A 16,185-nucleotide genomic window follows, 5' to 3' on the forward strand; every position below is an offset into this window, starting at 1 on the left:
GATGAGCCTGAGGAGGCAACCATGGTGATGAACGCGGGAGCGGGACGGATGTTCGGCGGCTTCGGAGGTGACCCCTTCGGCGGTCACGGGCCGGCCGGGCACCGCGGTCACCCGGACCACGGCCACGGGATGCCGGGGCACGGGCACCGTGGGCACCCCGACCTCGGCGACGGGCTACCGGGGCTGCCGGATCATGGTCGCGGGGTGCCGGGGCACCCGGATCACGACGAGTGGGACGGCCACGGCATGCCGGGGCACGAGGACTGGGACGGCGGCCCCGACCTGGCGCGCGGCGGGCCGCCGGGCGGTTTTCCGCCGCACCCACCCCACCCGCCGCAGCCGCCGGGAGTGCCCGGTGGTCCCGGTGGCTTCCCCGGGTTCCCGGGCGGTCCGGGGTCGTTCGGCGGTCCGGGGGGCTGGGGTGGTGGCGCCTTCCAGCGGGTGCGGGACTTCCGCGGTGGTGGGCGGCCGGCGGCCCGGCCGGTGCGTCCGGCCGTGCTCGCGCTGCTGGCCGAGGAGCCGCGGCACGGCTACCAGCTGATGCAGGAGATCCGCCGTCGCACACACGACCGGTGGCGGCCCAGCCCCGGCTCGGTGTACCCGATCCTGCAGCAGCTGGAGGACGAGGGCCTGGTCCGCACGTCCGACTCGGGCGGCCGTCGCGTCGCCGAGCTGACCGACGCGGGCCGGGAGCACGTCGCCGGTCGTGAAGAGGAGTTCGCCGCGCTGTGGGCCGACGGCGCCCCCGAGGACGAGCCGGGTGCCGACCGCTTCGCCGCCCTGTGGAACGCGCTGGGTGAACTCTCCGGCGCGGCCGCCCAGGTCGGCTACAGCGGCAACGAAGCCCAGGTGGCAGAGGTGAAGAAGATCCTCGCCGACGCGCGCCGCCGGGTCTACGCGGTCCTCGCCGACGCCGGCCTGGAGGACGAGGAAGACTGACCCGCCGAGCGCGAAAGCCGTGAGGGGCACCTTCAGGGACGTACAAGCCCTGAAGGTGCCCCTCACGGCGACCGTCCACATCGGACAATGGGCCGGGCGGGTAAGGTCGGACCGTATGGAGGAAAAGGACTTCGCTGCGCACCTGACCGCGACCATGACCGGCGGCGCGCTCACCATGCTCATCGGGCTCGGACACCGGACCGGGCTCTTCGAAGCCGCCGCTCGTGGGCCCGCGACCAGCGCGGGGCTCGCCGAACGGGCCGGATTGCAGGAGCGGTACGTCCGCGAGTGGCTGGGCGCGATGGTCACCGGCGGGATCTTCACCTTCGACGCGGGGGAGTACGCATTCCCGCCCGAGCACGCGAAGTTCCTGCTCGGCGACACGGCGTCGAACCTCATGCCGTCGCTGCTGACGCTCACCGCGTTCACCGGCATCCTGCCCGACCTCGAGCGCAGCTTCGCCGAAGGCGGGGGCGTGCCGCGCTCGGCGTACGGGCCCTACCTCGAGACGCTCGGGGCGAAGACCGGCGACAGCTGGAAGCACATCTACCGCGAGCACCTGGTCGACGGCTTCTTCGGCGCCGTGCCGGGTCTGACCGAGAAGCTGCGCAACGGCGCACGGGTGCTCGACCTCGGTTGTGGCACCGGGAACGCGATCGCCGTCGCCGCCCGGGCGTTCCCCGCGTCGCGGTTCACCGGCCTCGACATCAACCCCGGCGTCGTCGCGCAAGCGAACGAGACCAACGCCGGCCTGCCCAACGCCGAGTTCGCCGTGGGGGACGCCGCCGAGCTGACGGCCGATCCGCCGTACGACCTGATCACCGCCTTCGACGCGATCCACGACCAGGACCGGCCGGACGTCGTGCTGCGGCGGATCCGGGGCGCGCTCGCCCCGGACGGGCTGTTCTTCATGGTGGACACGTTCTTCTCCAGCGATGTGGCGAAGAACGTCGGCAACCCGCTCGCCGCGCTCTGCTACTCGATCAGCCTGATGTACTGCACCACGACATCGCTCGCGGAGGGCGGGGCCGCGCTGGGTGCCATGTGGGGCACCGAAACGGCCCGCGACATGCTCGCGGACGCGGGGTTCCGGCACGTCGACGTGCTCGGGTCCCCGCGTCCGCAGAACTGCATCTACGTCTGCCGCGTGTGAGTCACTGCTGGTACGGCGCCGCCGCGGCCTTCGCGGCGGTGATCAGCGCGCCCTTGTTCTTCGGCCAGAACGTGCTGTCGACGCAGGTGTAGCGCGGCAGGAACCCGCCGCAGGTGCCGCTGGAGCCGCCGACCTCGAACGTCACGCTGGCGACGCCGAGCTCGCCGTAGGTGAAGTCGTCGGTGGTGCCGCTGGTGTCGTAGCCGACGGTCTCCTCGTTGGTGCCGACGAGGTAGCCGTTCGACGCGGCGTACTTCGCGCCCAGCTTGCGGTACTGCGCGTCGTTCGGCGAGGTGGCCTGCGTGAAGCCCCACGGGATGATGATGTCGTTGCCGTAGCTGTGCAACGTGATCATCGTGCCCTTGGCCGACGTCGGCGCCGGGTCGTTGTTGCCGGTGCCGCGCTGGTCCGGGAAGATCGAGCGGGCCAGGGTTTCCAGGGCCTTCACCTCGGGCTCGGAGCCGGCGCTCGCGCCCTGGTAGGTCTCGGCGCAGGGGGAGTTGGAGTCGCCGCCCCACTTGAACGTCGAGTTGCGGTTGAGGTCGATGCCGATGTTCGTGCCGGAGCAGCCGCCGCGGGTGTTGTTGGCGTTCTTGCGCTGCAGCTTCGGCGAGTTGCCGCCGGAGGCGACGATGTCGACGCCGTCCGGGTTCGAGATCGGCACCACCCAGACCTCGGTGGTGTCCAAAATGGACTTCGCGGTGGCGTCGGTGGCGTAGCCGTCGGCGAGGTAGTCGATCCAGCGCCAGGCCAGCTCACCGGTCGACAGCTCGCGCGCGTGGATCTGGGCCATCAGGAAGAACTTCGGCTTCTTCGACGTCGTCGACAGCGTGCAGTCGCCGGTCTGCTTCTTGGTCAGGCAGATCGCCTGGATGTCGTGCCCGCCCTGGCCCTGCTGCTTCTTCCACGACTGGCCGATCGTGTACTTCGTGGCCAGGTCGGGGTGCGCGGCCGCGACGCTCGTGAGGTGGGCCTCGTGCGCGGTGACCGTGCGGTATCCGCCGTAGAAGGTGTCCGCGGCCAGGGAATTCGCCTGCGCGGGCAGTTCCTTGTAGACGGTGTCGTAGAAGCTCGGCCGGTACCCGAGGCCCTGCAGCCGCGCGGCGACGGCCTTGCCGCCGACGACGTACACCGAGCCGGCGTCACCTTCTTCGACGTCGAAACCGGCGTTCGTCAGGGCGGCGGCCTGCGCGGCGGTCGCCGGGACGCGCCAGAAGACGGGCGTGTCGGCGGGCTGCGCGGTGGCGCTGCTCCCGAGCAGGGAAGCGAGCAGCGTGCCGGCCGCCACCAGGGCGAGCCGGGACAGGGACCTTGACGCCATCGGGGGATCTCCTCACGGCCGCACGGATGGGCGCCAGGCTCGGCAGCCCACGGTCACCGAACCGGCACGCACAGTGTGTCGGTGCGGGACAAACCCGCCATACCCCCGAAAGTCGCGAAACCGCCCAACGACGGCGCGCCCGGTCAGCCCAGCCCGGTGTGGGTCTCGTTCAGCAGGGCGACGATCGCCTGGGGCGTTCCCGAAGTCATCACGACAGTCCGGTCTTCGGCGGGGTAGGTCAGCACGCGGCCGCCGTCGGTGAGGTCGAGTGCGGTGAGCGGGCGGGAGCGGATCCGGCCGTCTCGAGTGCGCCGCGCGGTGTAGAGCTGGTGGACGGCGTCTCGAGGGGCCTGCTCCAGCCAGGCCGGCAGGGCGTGGTCCGGCAGCTGCTGGTCCGGCACGCTCGCGCCGTCGGCGTCGGGCAGGGTGTCGAGCAGGCTCGTCGCGAGCCAGGTGGGTCGCACGGGCTCGACGAGCACCGCCGCGTCGTCGGCGACGAGCCGCACCGCCTCCTCGCCGCGCGCGGCGATCAGGACCGCACCGCATCCGCCGTCCCGGTGCTCGCTCCACGAATAGAACTCGTGGTCGGCGTGCGCGAGGATGCGCAACGACCCGCGCCAGAGGTCGTTGAGGCGGTGGTTGCGAGCGAGCCCGAGCCGGGTGAGCGCGGCCATCGTGCGGTCTTCGAGCTCCCGCACCGCGTCTTCGCGGATCCAGTGGTGCCGATCGGTGCCCAGGACGGCGGGGGCGTCGCCGAGGTCCAGCATCCGCCAGGCGGTGAGGAACGCGAGCCGGGGCAGGACGACGGGCTCGTCGAGGACGGGCATGGGCGGTTCTCCGGTCGAGTGCTCAGGCGCCGATGGTGGGATCGACGGTGGTCAGGCCGGTTTCGGGGTCGACGCGGGCGTGCCGCTCGTCGTCGGAGAACAGGGAGCCGTCGTCGAGGACGTACTTGCGTTCGTGCACCCGGTCGTCCTCGCGCCGGGACCGCGTGCCCGGCGCGGTCGAGCCGGGGGAGGATGGGCGCCCGCCGCCACGGGTCCCTTCGCGCACCCCGCTCGAGCCGCCGCGAGGCGCTCCCGCCGGTCCGCCGGGCAGGTTTCCGCGGAAGTTCCCACCGACCCCCGGGACGGTCGGGCCGGACGGCGAAGGAGCCGAAGCCGCCGGGCCGCCACCGGGCCACTGCGGGGCCATCGGGGACGCCGGGGTGCCGGTCGCCACGTAACCGGTGGTCGAGGTCGTCCCGGAGGAGGACGCACCGGCGAGCGACGGGGGACCGGCCGCGATCCGGGAGTCTGCTCCGCTGGGCACCGGCGCGGCACCGAGCTGCGGGCCGGCCGCGCCCGGCTGCGCGGCCTGTTCCGGCGCGCCGGGCGGATGGCCGATCGGCGTCCCGGCGGCGGCCGATGCCGATGCCCCGCTGGTGCCCAGCGGACTTCGGACCTCTTGAGCCGAGGACGTCGTGGCGCCGCCGGGTTCCTCCGTGCCCCAGTCGTGCCGGAGAGCGCGAGCCTGGTCGTCCAGGTGGGTGGCGTAGGCGTGGTAACGCTCCAGGTACTGCGCCGCCTTCTCGTTGTAGGCCGTGATCGCCTTCTCGGTGTCGGTGTCCCAGAACGACAGGCTGTCGAACAGGTTCTTCTCCGGCCGCGGCCCCAAGCGAGCCAGCTGGGTCCTCAGGTTCTGGAACGCCAGGTCGGCCTCGGTGATGTTGAGGCAGTTGCGGGCGAACGTCGACTCGGTCGTCTCGACGGTCCGCCCGAACTTCCGGGCGCTGCCGGCGGCCGCGTCGGCCCCGCTGCCCTGCCAGGCCGAGTCGAGCTGCGCGAGCACGGAGTAGAGGATGTCGGCGGCTTCGCGGTGTGCGATCGCAGCCTCCTGCGTCGCTTTCGCGGCCCGGGCCCACTCACTTCCGCCGCCCCGCGTCACCATGCCCGTCAGGTCCTGGACGGAGACCACCCGGGCCTCGGTGCCCTGGCGCACGAGGTCGGCGGACCACGCGACGGCCTCCTCCGTCGTCCGCACGGACGCGGGGGCGCTCCGGTGGGCGATGGCCTGCACATGATGGTTCGACCAGGGGAACAACAAGAATGCCTCCGAATCCGGGCCTGCGCGGGTCAGCTGGGCCGGACCGGCGGGAACGCTCGGGCCGCGTCGGCGTCCTGCCCGCTCAGCCGCCGCAGCGCTTCGCCGGCCTTCGCGGCCAGCTCGTTCAGGTACGCGGTTTCCCGCTCGAGGTGCTCCTGTCCCGCGGCGAACAGCGGCGTGAGCCGTGCGGTGTACCCGAGACTGGCGGGATCGTCCGCGGGAGAGGCCACCGGGACGGCGTGCGCGGATCCCGCGCGGCGCAAGAGCTCGGCCGCGTCCGCGAGCCGGCCGGAGATCTCCCGCAGCCGTGCGGGATCCAGCGCGATGTCCGGGAATCGGGCGTCGGCGGGTGTCACGGCGGTTCGGTCCTCCCTCCGGTACGGCACAGTGTGCGTCGCAAGGGGACAGTCGTGCGGTTCGCCCGGGCCGTTACGCCGGAAACGGAACCGGGGCCGACCACCTCGGTGATCGGCCCCGGTTCCGGAAAACCTACTTCTTCAGGCCGTGCTCGATCGACTCGATGATGCGCGGCCGCAGCTCGGCCGCGCTGATGATCGCGTCCACCGAGCCGACCTCGACCGCTCGCTGGATGTTGTGCACGCGGTCGAACTCCGCGGCCACCTCGCCGACCTTCTCCGCGCGGACCGAGGATTGGACCTCGGCCAGCTGGGCGTTCAACGCCGCGCGCTCGGCGCCGCTCGTCTCCGAGACGCGGGTCTGCAGCTCGGTCACCCGCGGGTCGGTCGCCGTGCGGTTGTTCACGTCGCCGGAGAACACCACCGCCGCCGCCGGGGCGCCGCCCAGCACCGAGGCGAACGAGCCCTCCAGCGCCAGCACCGTCATGTTCGGGTTGAGCGCCTTGGAGAACACGACGAACGCGCCGCCGTGGTAGCGGGAGATCACGCAGAACACGATCGGGCCGGCGAAGTTGACGATCGCCCGGCCGATCTCCGCGCCGTACTCCAGCTGCAGCTTGCGCAGCGACTCCGGCGAGCCGTCGAACCCGGAGAGGTTCGCCAGCACGACCAGCGGCCGGTTGCCCGACGCCGCGTTGATCGCCCGCGCGGTCTTCTTCGACGACCGCGGGAACAGCGTGCCCGCGGTGTAGGCGTCCGGGCCGTCGGTGGGCGGGAAGCCGCGGCGGGGCACCGAACGCGACTCGATGCCGACCAGGCAGACCGGCCAGCCGCCGATGTGCACGTCCTGCACCGCCGAGGTGTCCGCGTCGGCCATGCCCGCCCAGCGCTCCAGCACCGGGTGGTCCTGGTCCGACAGCGCGCGCATCACCGTGCGGATGTCGAACGCCTTCTTGCGGTCCGGGTTGTGCTGGGCCGAGAAGATCTCGCCGACGGTCGTGAAGTCGCTGCCCACGACCGCGTGCGGGAACGGCGAGACGTCGCGGGTGACCGGGTCGTTCGTGCTCGCCCGCCGCGGCCCGGTTTCGCCCGGCACGACGTAGGTGTGGTCGTAGTGCGACATCAGCACGTCGCGGGCGGCCGGCAGGTTCGGCGCCCAGTACTGCGCCTGGCCGTTCGGGCCCATCACGCGGTCGTAACCGCCGATGCCGAAGTTGTCCTCGGCCGACACACCGCCGGAGAAGTCCAGCGCCTGCTTGCCGGTCAGCACCATCGCCGAGTCCGGCGTCATGATGAGGACGCCCTTGGTGTGCATGAGCATCGTCGCTTCGGCGTTCCAGTACGGCTGCGCGCCGACGTTGATGCCGACGACCACGACGTTGATCTCGCCGCCGTCCTGGGTGAACGTCACGATCCGCTTGAGCGCCGCGGCGACCCAGTCCATGTTCTCGGTGCCCGAGGTCATCGAGATCCGGGCGCCCGCGGACACCGCGAACCACTCCAGCGGCACCTGCATCCGCTCGGCCAGGTCCAGCGCCGCGATGACGCGCGAGCACTCCGGCTCCGACAGCGCGCCGAGCGCCTTCGTCGGGTCGCCGAGCAGCACGACGCGGGTGACGCCCTCGGGGTGGCGCTGGGTCGGCGTCGTGACGACGCCCGCGATGATCGCCGCGGAGTTCTTGCCCTTCGGGCGATCGACCGGGACCAGCGCGCCGGAGCCGTCGAAGTCGTGCTCGGTGAAGCTGCCGCCCGGCCCGGCGAGCAGGCCGGTCAGCTCGTACGGGTAGACGTTGCCGCGGCGGGCCGCGCGCAGCACCTTCTGGCGGTAGTCGTCGAGCGGCTGCACCGGCTCGTCGGTCGGCGCGCCGACGTGCAGGCGCGCGCCGTTGCCCGGGTCGAGGGTGATCCGGACGGCGATCTCGGTCAGCTCACCCGCGCCGTTGCGCTGGCGGGCCAGGAACTGGACCTCCTCCAGCCCGGCGCCCGCCGTGGTCGGCAGGATGCGCTGGACCAGCGTGTTCAGCTCTTCGGCGGTGATCTCGGTCGACGGCCAGACGTACATCATGATCCGGTTGGTGTCGAACCGCTTGTTCTGCGGCCGCTGCGCCTGGATGTTGCGGATCGCATCGAGGCACGCGGTGATCGCGTCCTCGACCGCGGGCAGCGACACCAGCCGGCCGTCGGCTTCGCGCAGCGGCGTCAGGTCGCGGACCTGGCCCATCGCGATGAGCCGCTCGTCGGCCGGGTTGCTCTGGGCGACGGCCTTGAAGAGGTAGATCTCCTCGTCCGACGACGGCAGCCGGGTGAGGTCGAACTCGCGCAGCCGCTGCAGCTGCAGGCGCTGCGCGATCATCGGGTGCAGGCCGCGGATCAGCCGGTCCTCGGCGAAACCCGCGCCGTCGGGGCGGAACGTGAAGTGGTGGTGCATCACCGCGCCGCTGGTGCCGGCCACCGTGGTGGTGATCCGGCGGACCCCGGCGGGCAGCGACAGCCCGGCGAGCACCTCGCCGAGCCGCACGGCCATCGCGTCGGCGTCGGGCTGGTCCTCCCACGTGACGTACAGGTCGGCGACCAGGCCGTGGTCCGGGACGTCGACGGCGAAGGTGCCGATCGCGCCGATCGCGTCGGGCAGGGCGGCGATGTCGACGGCGGTGGTGACCACGCGCGTGACGCCGTTGCGCCCGGTGTGCTCGGCCGTGACGAACCGGCAGCCCGCGACGTCGTGCGCGGTGACGCCCGACAGGCCGCGGTTGCCGTAGTAGCGGCGGGTCAGGACCTCCAGCAGCGGCGCGTGGTCGCGGCCGGGGCGGCCGATCCGCTGGCCGATGAGCCGCACCAGGGGTTCGGCGCAGGCCACCATCGTCTGGATCCGCTCGGCGCGGTCCGGGGCGTCCGGGTGGTGGTCGAGGTGCCGCAGCTGGTCGCGCACCGAGGCGTAGGTGCGGGCGCGGCCGCGACGCAGCAGCGGCTGGGCGAACCAGCGGAACACCACGCCACGGGCCAGGTCGGACACCACGGGGAAACGCACCTGCGTCGCCTCGATGAGGTGTTCCAGGGTGAGCCCGGCGCGCTCGCTGTCGGCTTCCAGCGGCGGCGCGCCGGCCAGCCACTGCCGCAGCAGCTCGGTGACGACTCCTGAATCGCCCGGCATCCGTTGCTGCGCCAGGAAGATCCGGAAGACCGCGCCTTCCAGCTCCGGCGTGCGGTCGAGGTCGGTGACGCCGTAGTGGCCGAGCACCTTCGTCAGCTTGGCCTGGAAGCCGGGCGACACGGCCGCCCGCTCGATGTCGAGGCTCTGCAGGTAGCTGTGGAAGAACTCGCGCGGGCTGTGCACCGGGCTGTCCGGCTCGGTGTCCAGCTCGCCGCCCGGCTTGTTGCGGCTCAGCTCGGACAGGTCGGCGAACACGGTGAGCAGTTCCAGCTCGCCCTCGACCGGGCGGCCGCTCAGCTCGGCGCGGGCGGCCAGGTACCCAGAGAGGACGCGCTTGCGCTCGGCCGGGTCGACGTCGAAGCCCAGCAGCAGGCTGCGCAGGTCCTGCAGGCCACGCTCGACGCGGGCCTCGGCGGAGACGCCCGACGGCTCGGCGGGCAGCTCGATCTCGACCGTCTCGGCCTCGGTGGTGTCTTCTTCCTCGGCGCCTTCGGCCAGCGGCTCCAGCCGCATCAGGGGCGCGCCGGTTTCGACCTGGCTGCCGACGGACACCGGACACTCGCGGACGCGGGCGCGGAACGGCGCGCGCAGCACCGTCTCCATCTTCATGCTCTCCAGCACCAGGATCGGCGCGTTCGCCTCGACCTCGTCGCCGACCGACAGCGGTGTCGCGACGACCAGCGCGGGCGCGGGGGAGCGGACGACGCCGCCCTCGTCGCGGCTGATCCGGTGGGTGACGCCGTCGACCTCGACGAGGTGGGTCGGGCCGTGCGTGGCGGCGGTGATCCGGAAGCGCTGCCCGTTGACGACGATCCGGCCGCTGTGCGCGTCGAACCGCTTGACCTCGACGTCGGCGTGGTGGACGTCCGAGCCGCCGGCCGAGATCCCGACGCGGAAGCGCTGCTGCCCGATGCGGGCGACGCCGACGCGGTAGCCGACGCCGCGCAGCTTGAGGTCCAGCGGGCGGCCGGACTCGTGCTGCACCTGCGGGCGGCCGCCGTGCGCGGTGTTCAGCAGCTGCTGGACGGTGAGCTCTTCCTCGTCCTCGTAGGCCTCGATGGCGGCCGTGGCCAGTGCGATCGCGGAGTGCCGGTGGGTCACCAGGCGGCCTTCGGCGCGGACGCGGTCGATCCAGCCGGTGTCGGCGCTGGCGTCGATCACCTCGGGCTGGTCGAGCAGGTCGAGCACGAAGCTCTTGTTGGTCGCGCCACCCTCGATGATCACGGTGGTCTCGGCCATCGCGCGGCGCAGCCGGCCGAGGGCCTCGTCGCGGTTGCGGCCGTAGGCGATGATCTTGGCGATCATCGAGTCGAAGTCCGCCGGGATGGTGTCGCCTTCGCTGACGCCGGTGTCGACGCGGATGCCGGGGCCGGCGGGCAGCGCCAGCCGGGCGATGCGGCCGGGGGAGGGGGCGAAGTCGCGGTCGGGGTCCTCGGCGTTGAGCCGCGCCTCGACGGCGTGGCCGCTCTCGGCCGGCTGGTCGCCTTCGAGCTTGCCGCCGTCGGCGACGTGCAGCTGCAGCTTGACCAGGTCGGTGCCGGTGGTGATCTCGGTGATCGGGTGCTCGACCTGCAGCCGGGTGTTGACCTCGAGGAAGGCGAACAGCCGGTCGCCCGGGTGGTAGAGGAACTCGACGGTGCAGGCGCCGCGGTAGCCGACGGCGACGGCGAGCCGCTCGGCCGAGGCCTTCAGCTCGGCGGTCTGCTCGGGGCTCAGCACGGGGGAGGCGGACTCTTCGATGATCTTCTGGTTGCGGCGCTGCACCGAGCAGTCGCGCACGCCCAGCGCCCACGCCGTCCCGCCGTCGGAGATCACCTGGACCTCGACGTGGCGGGCGCCGGTGACCAGGCGCTCCAGGAACACGACGCCGGAGCCGAACGCGCGCAGCGCTTCCTGGCTGGTGCGCTCGTAGGCGTCGGCGAGGTCCTCGCCGGAGGCGACCATGCGGATGCCGCGCCCGCCGCCGCCCGCGGTGGCCTTGAGCATCAGCGGGTAGCCGATCTCGTCGCCGGCACGCAGGGCGTCTTCGAGGGTGGCGACCGCGCCGCGGCTCCACGGCGCGACCGGGACCCCGACCTCTTCGGCGATCAGCTTCGCGCCGATCTTGTCCCCGAGCTTGCGCATCGCGTCCGCGCTCGGGCCGACGAACGTGACGCCGACCTTCTCGCACAGCTCCGCGAACGCGGGGTCCTCAGCGACGAAGCCCCAGCCGACCCACGCGGCGTCGGCCTTCGTGTCGACGAGCGCCTTCTCCAGCACCTCGAGGTCGAGGTACGGCCGGGCCGAAGCCGGGCCCAGGTTGTAGGCGATGTCGGCTTCGCGGACGAAGGTCGCGGTGCGGTCCGCGTCGGTGTAGAGGGCGACCGTCTCGATCCGCTCCCCGGTTTCCGCGGAGAGATCCCGGACGGCGTGGATCAGCCGCATCGCGGCCTCTCCGCGGTTGACGATGGCGACACGACTGAACACCGGCTGAGCCTCCCAAGTACCCACGCACAGAAGGCGACGTCCGGGTCCCGGAGCGTCGCCTGCACTTGCTTACACCCTGGTCGATCACCGACGGGTGGGCCAATGTCCGGCATGGCGCATGCCGGAGGCGATGCTTTGTGGGAACCCTACAAAAGGCGACCCGCGCCACACTGCGCGGTGCCGGATTCTCGCGAGGTCTGCCACAAAGCACACGGGAACCCTACGCCGAGGGTGACTAGGAAAACATCTTGTTGCGACCCCTATGTTCAGGAGGCCAGCAGCACGTCCGACTCCAGTACCTGCCCCAGTTCCCGCCGTTCGGCCGCCGACAACGGCACCGCGGCCACGCTGCACCGCCCGTCCGGCCCGGGCGCGGTGGTGATCGCGAGAACGGGCTTCCCGTCGACCTCCCGCAGGGTGACGCGGCCCCCGCACGACAGGTCCACGGAGACCCCGGGCCGGTCGTGCTGCCGGCCCAGCCAGCGGCTGACGAAGTCGAAGGTCATGGCGTCCTCCCTCGGTGCGGGCGTTCTCCCCGAGCACAGGTGTCGGGGTTTAATGCCCCGGATACACCCGGTTCACACCCCGGACGGCCGGAATTCCGGGTTTGCCGCCGAACAGGTCCACCGCCGATCCGCGCTCGCGGACTCAGGGCAGCGGGATGCTGTGGCGATCCATCAGGTGCACGGCGACGGCCGAGGTGGCGTTGGAGAGCGGGTTGGGCCGGCCGCCGCCCCAGGCTTGGTCCATCGTGCCGCAGCGCGGGCAGGTGAAGGTGTAGGCCTGCTGGCCGTTGTTGTCTTCGACTTCGATCAGATGAACGCTGTAGTGCGCCATCAGGCGCGACTTCTCGACATCGGCGGAACAGAAGAAGCAGGATGTGGCTTTGGTTTTGCCGCCGAACAGGCCCATCGGTGTCTCCTCGTGGTCTTGACGCGGTGGTCGAGCGGGTCGCGGCTTGCCTCGTCCAGCGCTCTCGGAATCCAGCCTCCATGTCGCGCGGCGGTGGCGGATTGCTCGCGTATCCCGCCCGTTTCGCCCGAACGGACGAACGGCGGCCGTCCTGCCTCGCTGGAGGCGTCAGGAGTCCGCCGCGCATGAGACGCGGCCACCCGGGAACCGCGGGCAGGCTGGCCGGATGGAGTTCGCACAGCTGGCCTCGGTGGCGCGGGACCTCTTCTCCGCGAAGCTGGTCTACGGCGAGCCCGTCGAACAGGACGGCGTCGTCGTGATCCCCGCGACCACCGTGTTCGGGGGCGGGGGTGGCGGCGCCGCGGAGACGCTGCCCCTGCGTGAAGGCGCCGGGTTCGGGGTGCTCGCGCGGCCCGCCGGGGCGTTCGTTCTGCGGGACGGTTCCGCGAAGTGGGTGCCGGCCGTCGACGTGACGCGGCTCGGGCTCGTCGCGGCCGTCGCCGTCGTCGCGGTGGCGAAAGTCTTCACCAAGCGCGCCGGCCGGTGAAGAGTTCACCGCCGGTTCTTGTCCGCGTTCGCGTTGGCGGCCTAGCGTCGGGCCGTCACCGATGCGGAGGTCGGCATGGATTTCAGCAGGCGCACGCTCCTGCGCGCGAGCGGACTGGCCGCGGCCGCGGGGCTGCTCCCCGGCGTCGCGTTCGCGGCGCAGCCGGGCGGTAGCGGCACCCAGACCCGGACCGTCACCGGCACCTTCACCCCCGACATCCCGGACTGGTACTACCTGCCCGTCGACGTGCCGCGCGGCGTCAAGCAGATCGACGTCGTCTACTCCTACGACAAGCCCCCGGTGCCCGCCGGCACCCGCGGGAACGCCTGTGACATCGGCGTGTTCGGGCCCGAGGGCCACGAGCTGGGCAACGCCCGCGGCTTCCGCGGCTGGTCCGGCGGCTTCCGCGACCGGTTCTCGATCAGCGCGTCCGAGGCGACGCCGGGCTACCTCGCCGGGCCGGTGAAGCCCGGCCGCTGGCACGTCATCCTCGGCCCGTACACCGTCGCGCCGCAGGGCCTGAACTACCAGGTCGACGTCACGCTCACCTTCGGGCCGGACGGCACGCCGTTCAAACCGAACCCGGCGCCCGAGACCGCGCCCGCCCGGGAGAAGGGCCGCGCCTGGTACCGCGGTGACAGCCACCTCCACACCGTCCACTCCGACGGCCGCCGCACGCCCGAGCAGCTGGTCGCCGACGCGCGCGCCGCGGGCCTCGACTTCATCGTCTCCACCGACCACAACACGTCCAGCGCGCAGCTGCAGTGGGGCGAGCACGCCGTCGACGACCTGCTGATCCTCAACGGCGAAGAGGTCACGACGCGGTCCGGGCACTGGCCGGCGATCGGCCTGCCCGCCGGCACCTGGATCGACTGGCGCTACCGCGCGGCCGATCCGCAGGACTTCCGCCGGTTCACCGACCAGGTGCACCGCGCGGGCGGCCTGGTCACCGCCGCGCATCCGTTCGCCAACTGCTTCGGCTGCACGTACGAGTTCGCCTACGAGATCGCCGACCTCGTCGAGGTGTGGAACGGCCCGTGGACCCAGGACGACGAGGCGAGCGTCATCCACTGGGACGGCCTGCTGCGCGGCGGCCGGTTCATCCCGGCGATCGGCGACTCGGACGCGCACAACCCGGACAACACCGTCGGGCTGCCGCACACCGTCGTGCTCGCCGATCGCCTGCGGCGCAGGGAACTGCTGGCCGGGCTGAAGGCCGGCCGGTCGTGGCTGGCCGAGTCGTCGGCGGTCCGGCTGGACTTCACGGTCACCGGCGGCGGTCGGTCGGCGGGTATCGGCGAGCGGCTCCCGGCCGGGATCGGCACGCCGGTGACCGTGCGCGCGGCCGTCGGCGGGGTGCCGGGCACCACGGTGACGTTCCTCGACCAGCTGGGCCCGGAGCACGTCGAGACCGTCGGCGACGCCGGGGTGGCGACCGTCACCTGGACCACCTACCCCCGCTACAGCCGCTGGGTGCGCGTCGAGGTGCGGCGGCCCTCGGGCGGGCCGAACACGACGTCGCCCAACGCCATGGTCGCGATGTCGAACCCGATCTTCCTCGGCGGCGAACACTGAAGCCCGAACGTTGAAGCTCGAACACTGAAAGCCGCCACTGAACCCCGGCCCGCGCCCCGCGTCCTCCGAGAGGGCAGACTGGTGCGAACGGGTGATGGGGAGGCAGTGTGCGTGGATGTGGCCTGAAGGTGGCCATCTTCCTGGGGGCGGTCGTCGTGCTGACGGCGGGGATCGTCGTGGTGGCGGTGCTCGTGCGCAGCCCGGTCCGGTCGCCCGGGTGCACGGTGACGCCACCGGGGGACGGCGGCGGGGCCTTCACGTTCACCCCGGAGCAGATGAACAGCGCCGCGACGATCTCGGCCGTCGGCACGAAGCTGGGCCTGCCCGCCCACGCGGCGACGGTCGCGCTGGCCACGGCGCTGCAGGAGTCGAAGCTGCAGAACCTCGAGGGCGGTGACCGCGACTCGGTCGGGCTGTTCCAGCAGCGGCCCAGCCAGGGCTGGGGCACGGTCGCGCAGCTGCGCGACCCGGTCTACGCGTCGACGGCGTTCTACGAGAAGCTCGAGAAGCTGCCGGGCTGGGAGACGATGCCGATCACCGAGGCGGCCCAGGCCATCCAGCGTTCCGGCGCCCCGGACGCGTACGCGCAGTGGGAGACGCAGGCCCGCGGCATGGCGGCGGCGTTCAACGGCCAGTGGCCGGCCGCCCTGACCTGCCGCAACCTGACCCTGGCGCCGCCCGCGGACGTGGCAGCAGCGGCGACGGCGGAGCTGGGCACCGCGAAGCTGAGCGGAGCACACCCGGCGGCCCAGGGCTGGACGTACGCGACCTGGCTGGTGGGCCGTGCGGAGGCGCTGGGCGTCGACAGGGTGAGCTTCGCCGGCCAGACGTGGACGGCGGAGTCCGGTGCCTGGGCCCAGGACACCGCCGCGGGTCCGGATCTCGCACTGCACCAGGCCCCGGCGGCGCCGCCGAGCCAGTGACGAAAGCCGTGAAGGCCTCCTTCCCGGCTCTTATGGCCGGTAAGGAGGCCTTCACGGCTCTCGTGCCGCTTCCGGACGGCGACGTTCAGGAAGCCTCCACAGTGGACTCCGGGTACCGGGTGCGGAGCAGGCCGCGGCAGAAGTGCGCGTTGCCCTCGATGGAGATCCGGACCGACCGCGCGAACCGCAGCCGCAGCGGGATCTCCGCACGCGGGAACGGCGTCCCGTGCTCGTCGACCAGCACCGGTGCCGACGGCTCGAGCGACAGCCCGAGGGCCTCGCGACGTCGCAGCAGGGCGTGCGAAGCGGGCACCGGCGGCAGGTCTGCCAGCGTCACCGCGTGCAGGTCGACGTCGTCATCGGCACGCAGCAACACCGTCAAAGCGCGTTCCATCGCGGCTTGGTGGGCCTTGCGCCGGAACGTCTGCCGGAGCTCTTCGAGATCCTCCTCGGCCTCGTGACCGAACGTGCCGCGGTAGCCGGCGTCGGCGGCGAGGCCGCGGTTGATCAGGTCCGAGTCGTGGTGGTCGTCGAGCATGACCACGACTTCGGTCGTCCACGGCAACGCGGTCAGCACGTCCTTCGCGTCCGACGCCATGAGGTAGGCGAAGTTCGGCGCGCAGAACGACGTCGGGAGTCGCAAGTGGACGGTCACCCGGCCGCCGTCGACGTCGACCGTGTGCACGAAGCCGAGGTCGGTGATGGGCTCGTCGAGCTCCGGGTCGAGAACCGCGTCCAGCGCGGTGTAGGCGTCCAC

At 72.3% G+C, this 16,185-nt stretch carries 13 protein-coding genes; 5 read left to right on the plus strand and 8 right to left on the minus strand.

Annotated features, from left to right (window positions below; genetic code table 11):
• Positions 1-21: 21 nt before the first annotated feature.
• Positions 22-939, plus strand: a complete 918-nt coding sequence (locus OG439_RS08365) for a PadR family transcriptional regulator (RefSeq protein ID WP_326948794.1) — start codon at positions 22-24, stop codon at positions 937-939.
• Positions 940-1,054: 115 nt separating this feature from the next.
• Complete coding sequence (locus OG439_RS08370; protein ID WP_326948795.1) at positions 1,055-2,092, plus strand: class I SAM-dependent methyltransferase; 1,038 nt, start codon at positions 1,055-1,057, stop codon at positions 2,090-2,092.
• A 1-nt stretch (position 2,093) separates the two neighbouring features.
• Here OG439_RS08370 and OG439_RS08375 read toward each other — a convergent pair whose 3' ends face one another.
• The 7 genes from OG439_RS08375 to OG439_RS08405 all read right to left on the minus strand — a co-directional run bounded on the left by OG439_RS08375 (position 2,094) and on the right by OG439_RS08405 (position 12,383).
• Positions 2,094-3,413, minus strand: coding sequence for a M14 family zinc carboxypeptidase (locus tag OG439_RS08375; protein ID WP_326948796.1), 1,320 nt, complete (start codon positions 3,411-3,413; stop codon positions 2,094-2,096).
• 143 nt (positions 3,414-3,556) lie between these two features.
• Complete coding sequence (locus tag OG439_RS08380) at positions 3,557-4,240, minus strand: ESX secretion-associated protein EspG (protein WP_326948797.1); 684 nt, start codon at positions 4,238-4,240, stop codon at positions 3,557-3,559.
• 22 nt (positions 4,241-4,262) lie between these two features.
• Positions 4,263-5,435, minus strand: coding sequence for a hypothetical protein (locus OG439_RS08385; RefSeq protein ID WP_326948798.1), 1,173 nt, complete (start codon positions 5,433-5,435; stop codon positions 4,263-4,265).
• A gap of 92 nt (positions 5,436-5,527) precedes the next feature.
• Entirely contained in the window at positions 5,528-5,854 is a 327-nt protein-coding gene (locus OG439_RS08390) for a hypothetical protein (protein WP_326948799.1), read from the minus strand.
• A gap of 133 nt (positions 5,855-5,987) precedes the next feature.
• Complete coding sequence (locus OG439_RS08395; protein WP_326948800.1) at positions 5,988-11,471, minus strand: ATP-binding protein; 5,484 nt, start codon at positions 11,469-11,471, stop codon at positions 5,988-5,990.
• A 266-nt stretch (positions 11,472-11,737) separates the two neighbouring features.
• Complete coding sequence (locus OG439_RS08400; protein ID WP_247050966.1) at positions 11,738-11,977, minus strand: hypothetical protein; 240 nt, start codon at positions 11,975-11,977, stop codon at positions 11,738-11,740.
• A 142-nt stretch (positions 11,978-12,119) separates the two neighbouring features.
• Positions 12,120-12,383 (minus strand): hypothetical protein, encoded by a 264-nt coding sequence (locus OG439_RS08405; RefSeq protein ID WP_326948801.1) that lies wholly within the window; start codon positions 12,381-12,383, stop codon positions 12,120-12,122.
• Between the two features lie 226 nt (positions 12,384-12,609).
• Between OG439_RS08405 and OG439_RS08410 the strand changes: the two genes are divergently transcribed.
• The 3 genes from OG439_RS08410 to OG439_RS08420 all read left to right on the plus strand — a co-directional run bounded on the left by OG439_RS08410 (position 12,610) and on the right by OG439_RS08420 (position 15,428).
• Entirely contained in the window at positions 12,610-12,930 is a 321-nt protein-coding gene (locus OG439_RS08410; RefSeq protein ID WP_326948802.1) for a hypothetical protein, read from the plus strand.
• A 75-nt stretch (positions 12,931-13,005) separates the two neighbouring features.
• The gene (locus OG439_RS08415) at positions 13,006-14,505 is read left to right on the plus strand and encodes a CehA/McbA family metallohydrolase (protein ID WP_326948803.1); all 1,500 of its coding nucleotides are present in this window, start codon (positions 13,006-13,008) and stop codon (positions 14,503-14,505) included.
• A 128-nt stretch (positions 14,506-14,633) separates the two neighbouring features.
• On the plus strand, positions 14,634-15,428 hold the full coding sequence (locus OG439_RS08420) for a hypothetical protein (protein ID WP_442792290.1): 795 nt from the start codon (positions 14,634-14,636) through the stop codon (positions 15,426-15,428).
• 85 nt (positions 15,429-15,513) lie between these two features.
• On the opposite strand, the gene OG439_RS08425 is transcribed toward OG439_RS08420, so the two are convergent.
• Positions 15,514-16,185 (minus strand): iron-sulfur cluster assembly protein, encoded by a 672-nt coding sequence (locus OG439_RS08425; protein ID WP_326948804.1) that lies wholly within the window; start codon positions 16,183-16,185, stop codon positions 15,514-15,516.

It is taken from the genome of Amycolatopsis sp. NBC_01307, assembly GCF_035975215.1.
Lineage (GTDB): Bacteria > Actinomycetota > Actinomycetes > Mycobacteriales > Pseudonocardiaceae > Amycolatopsis.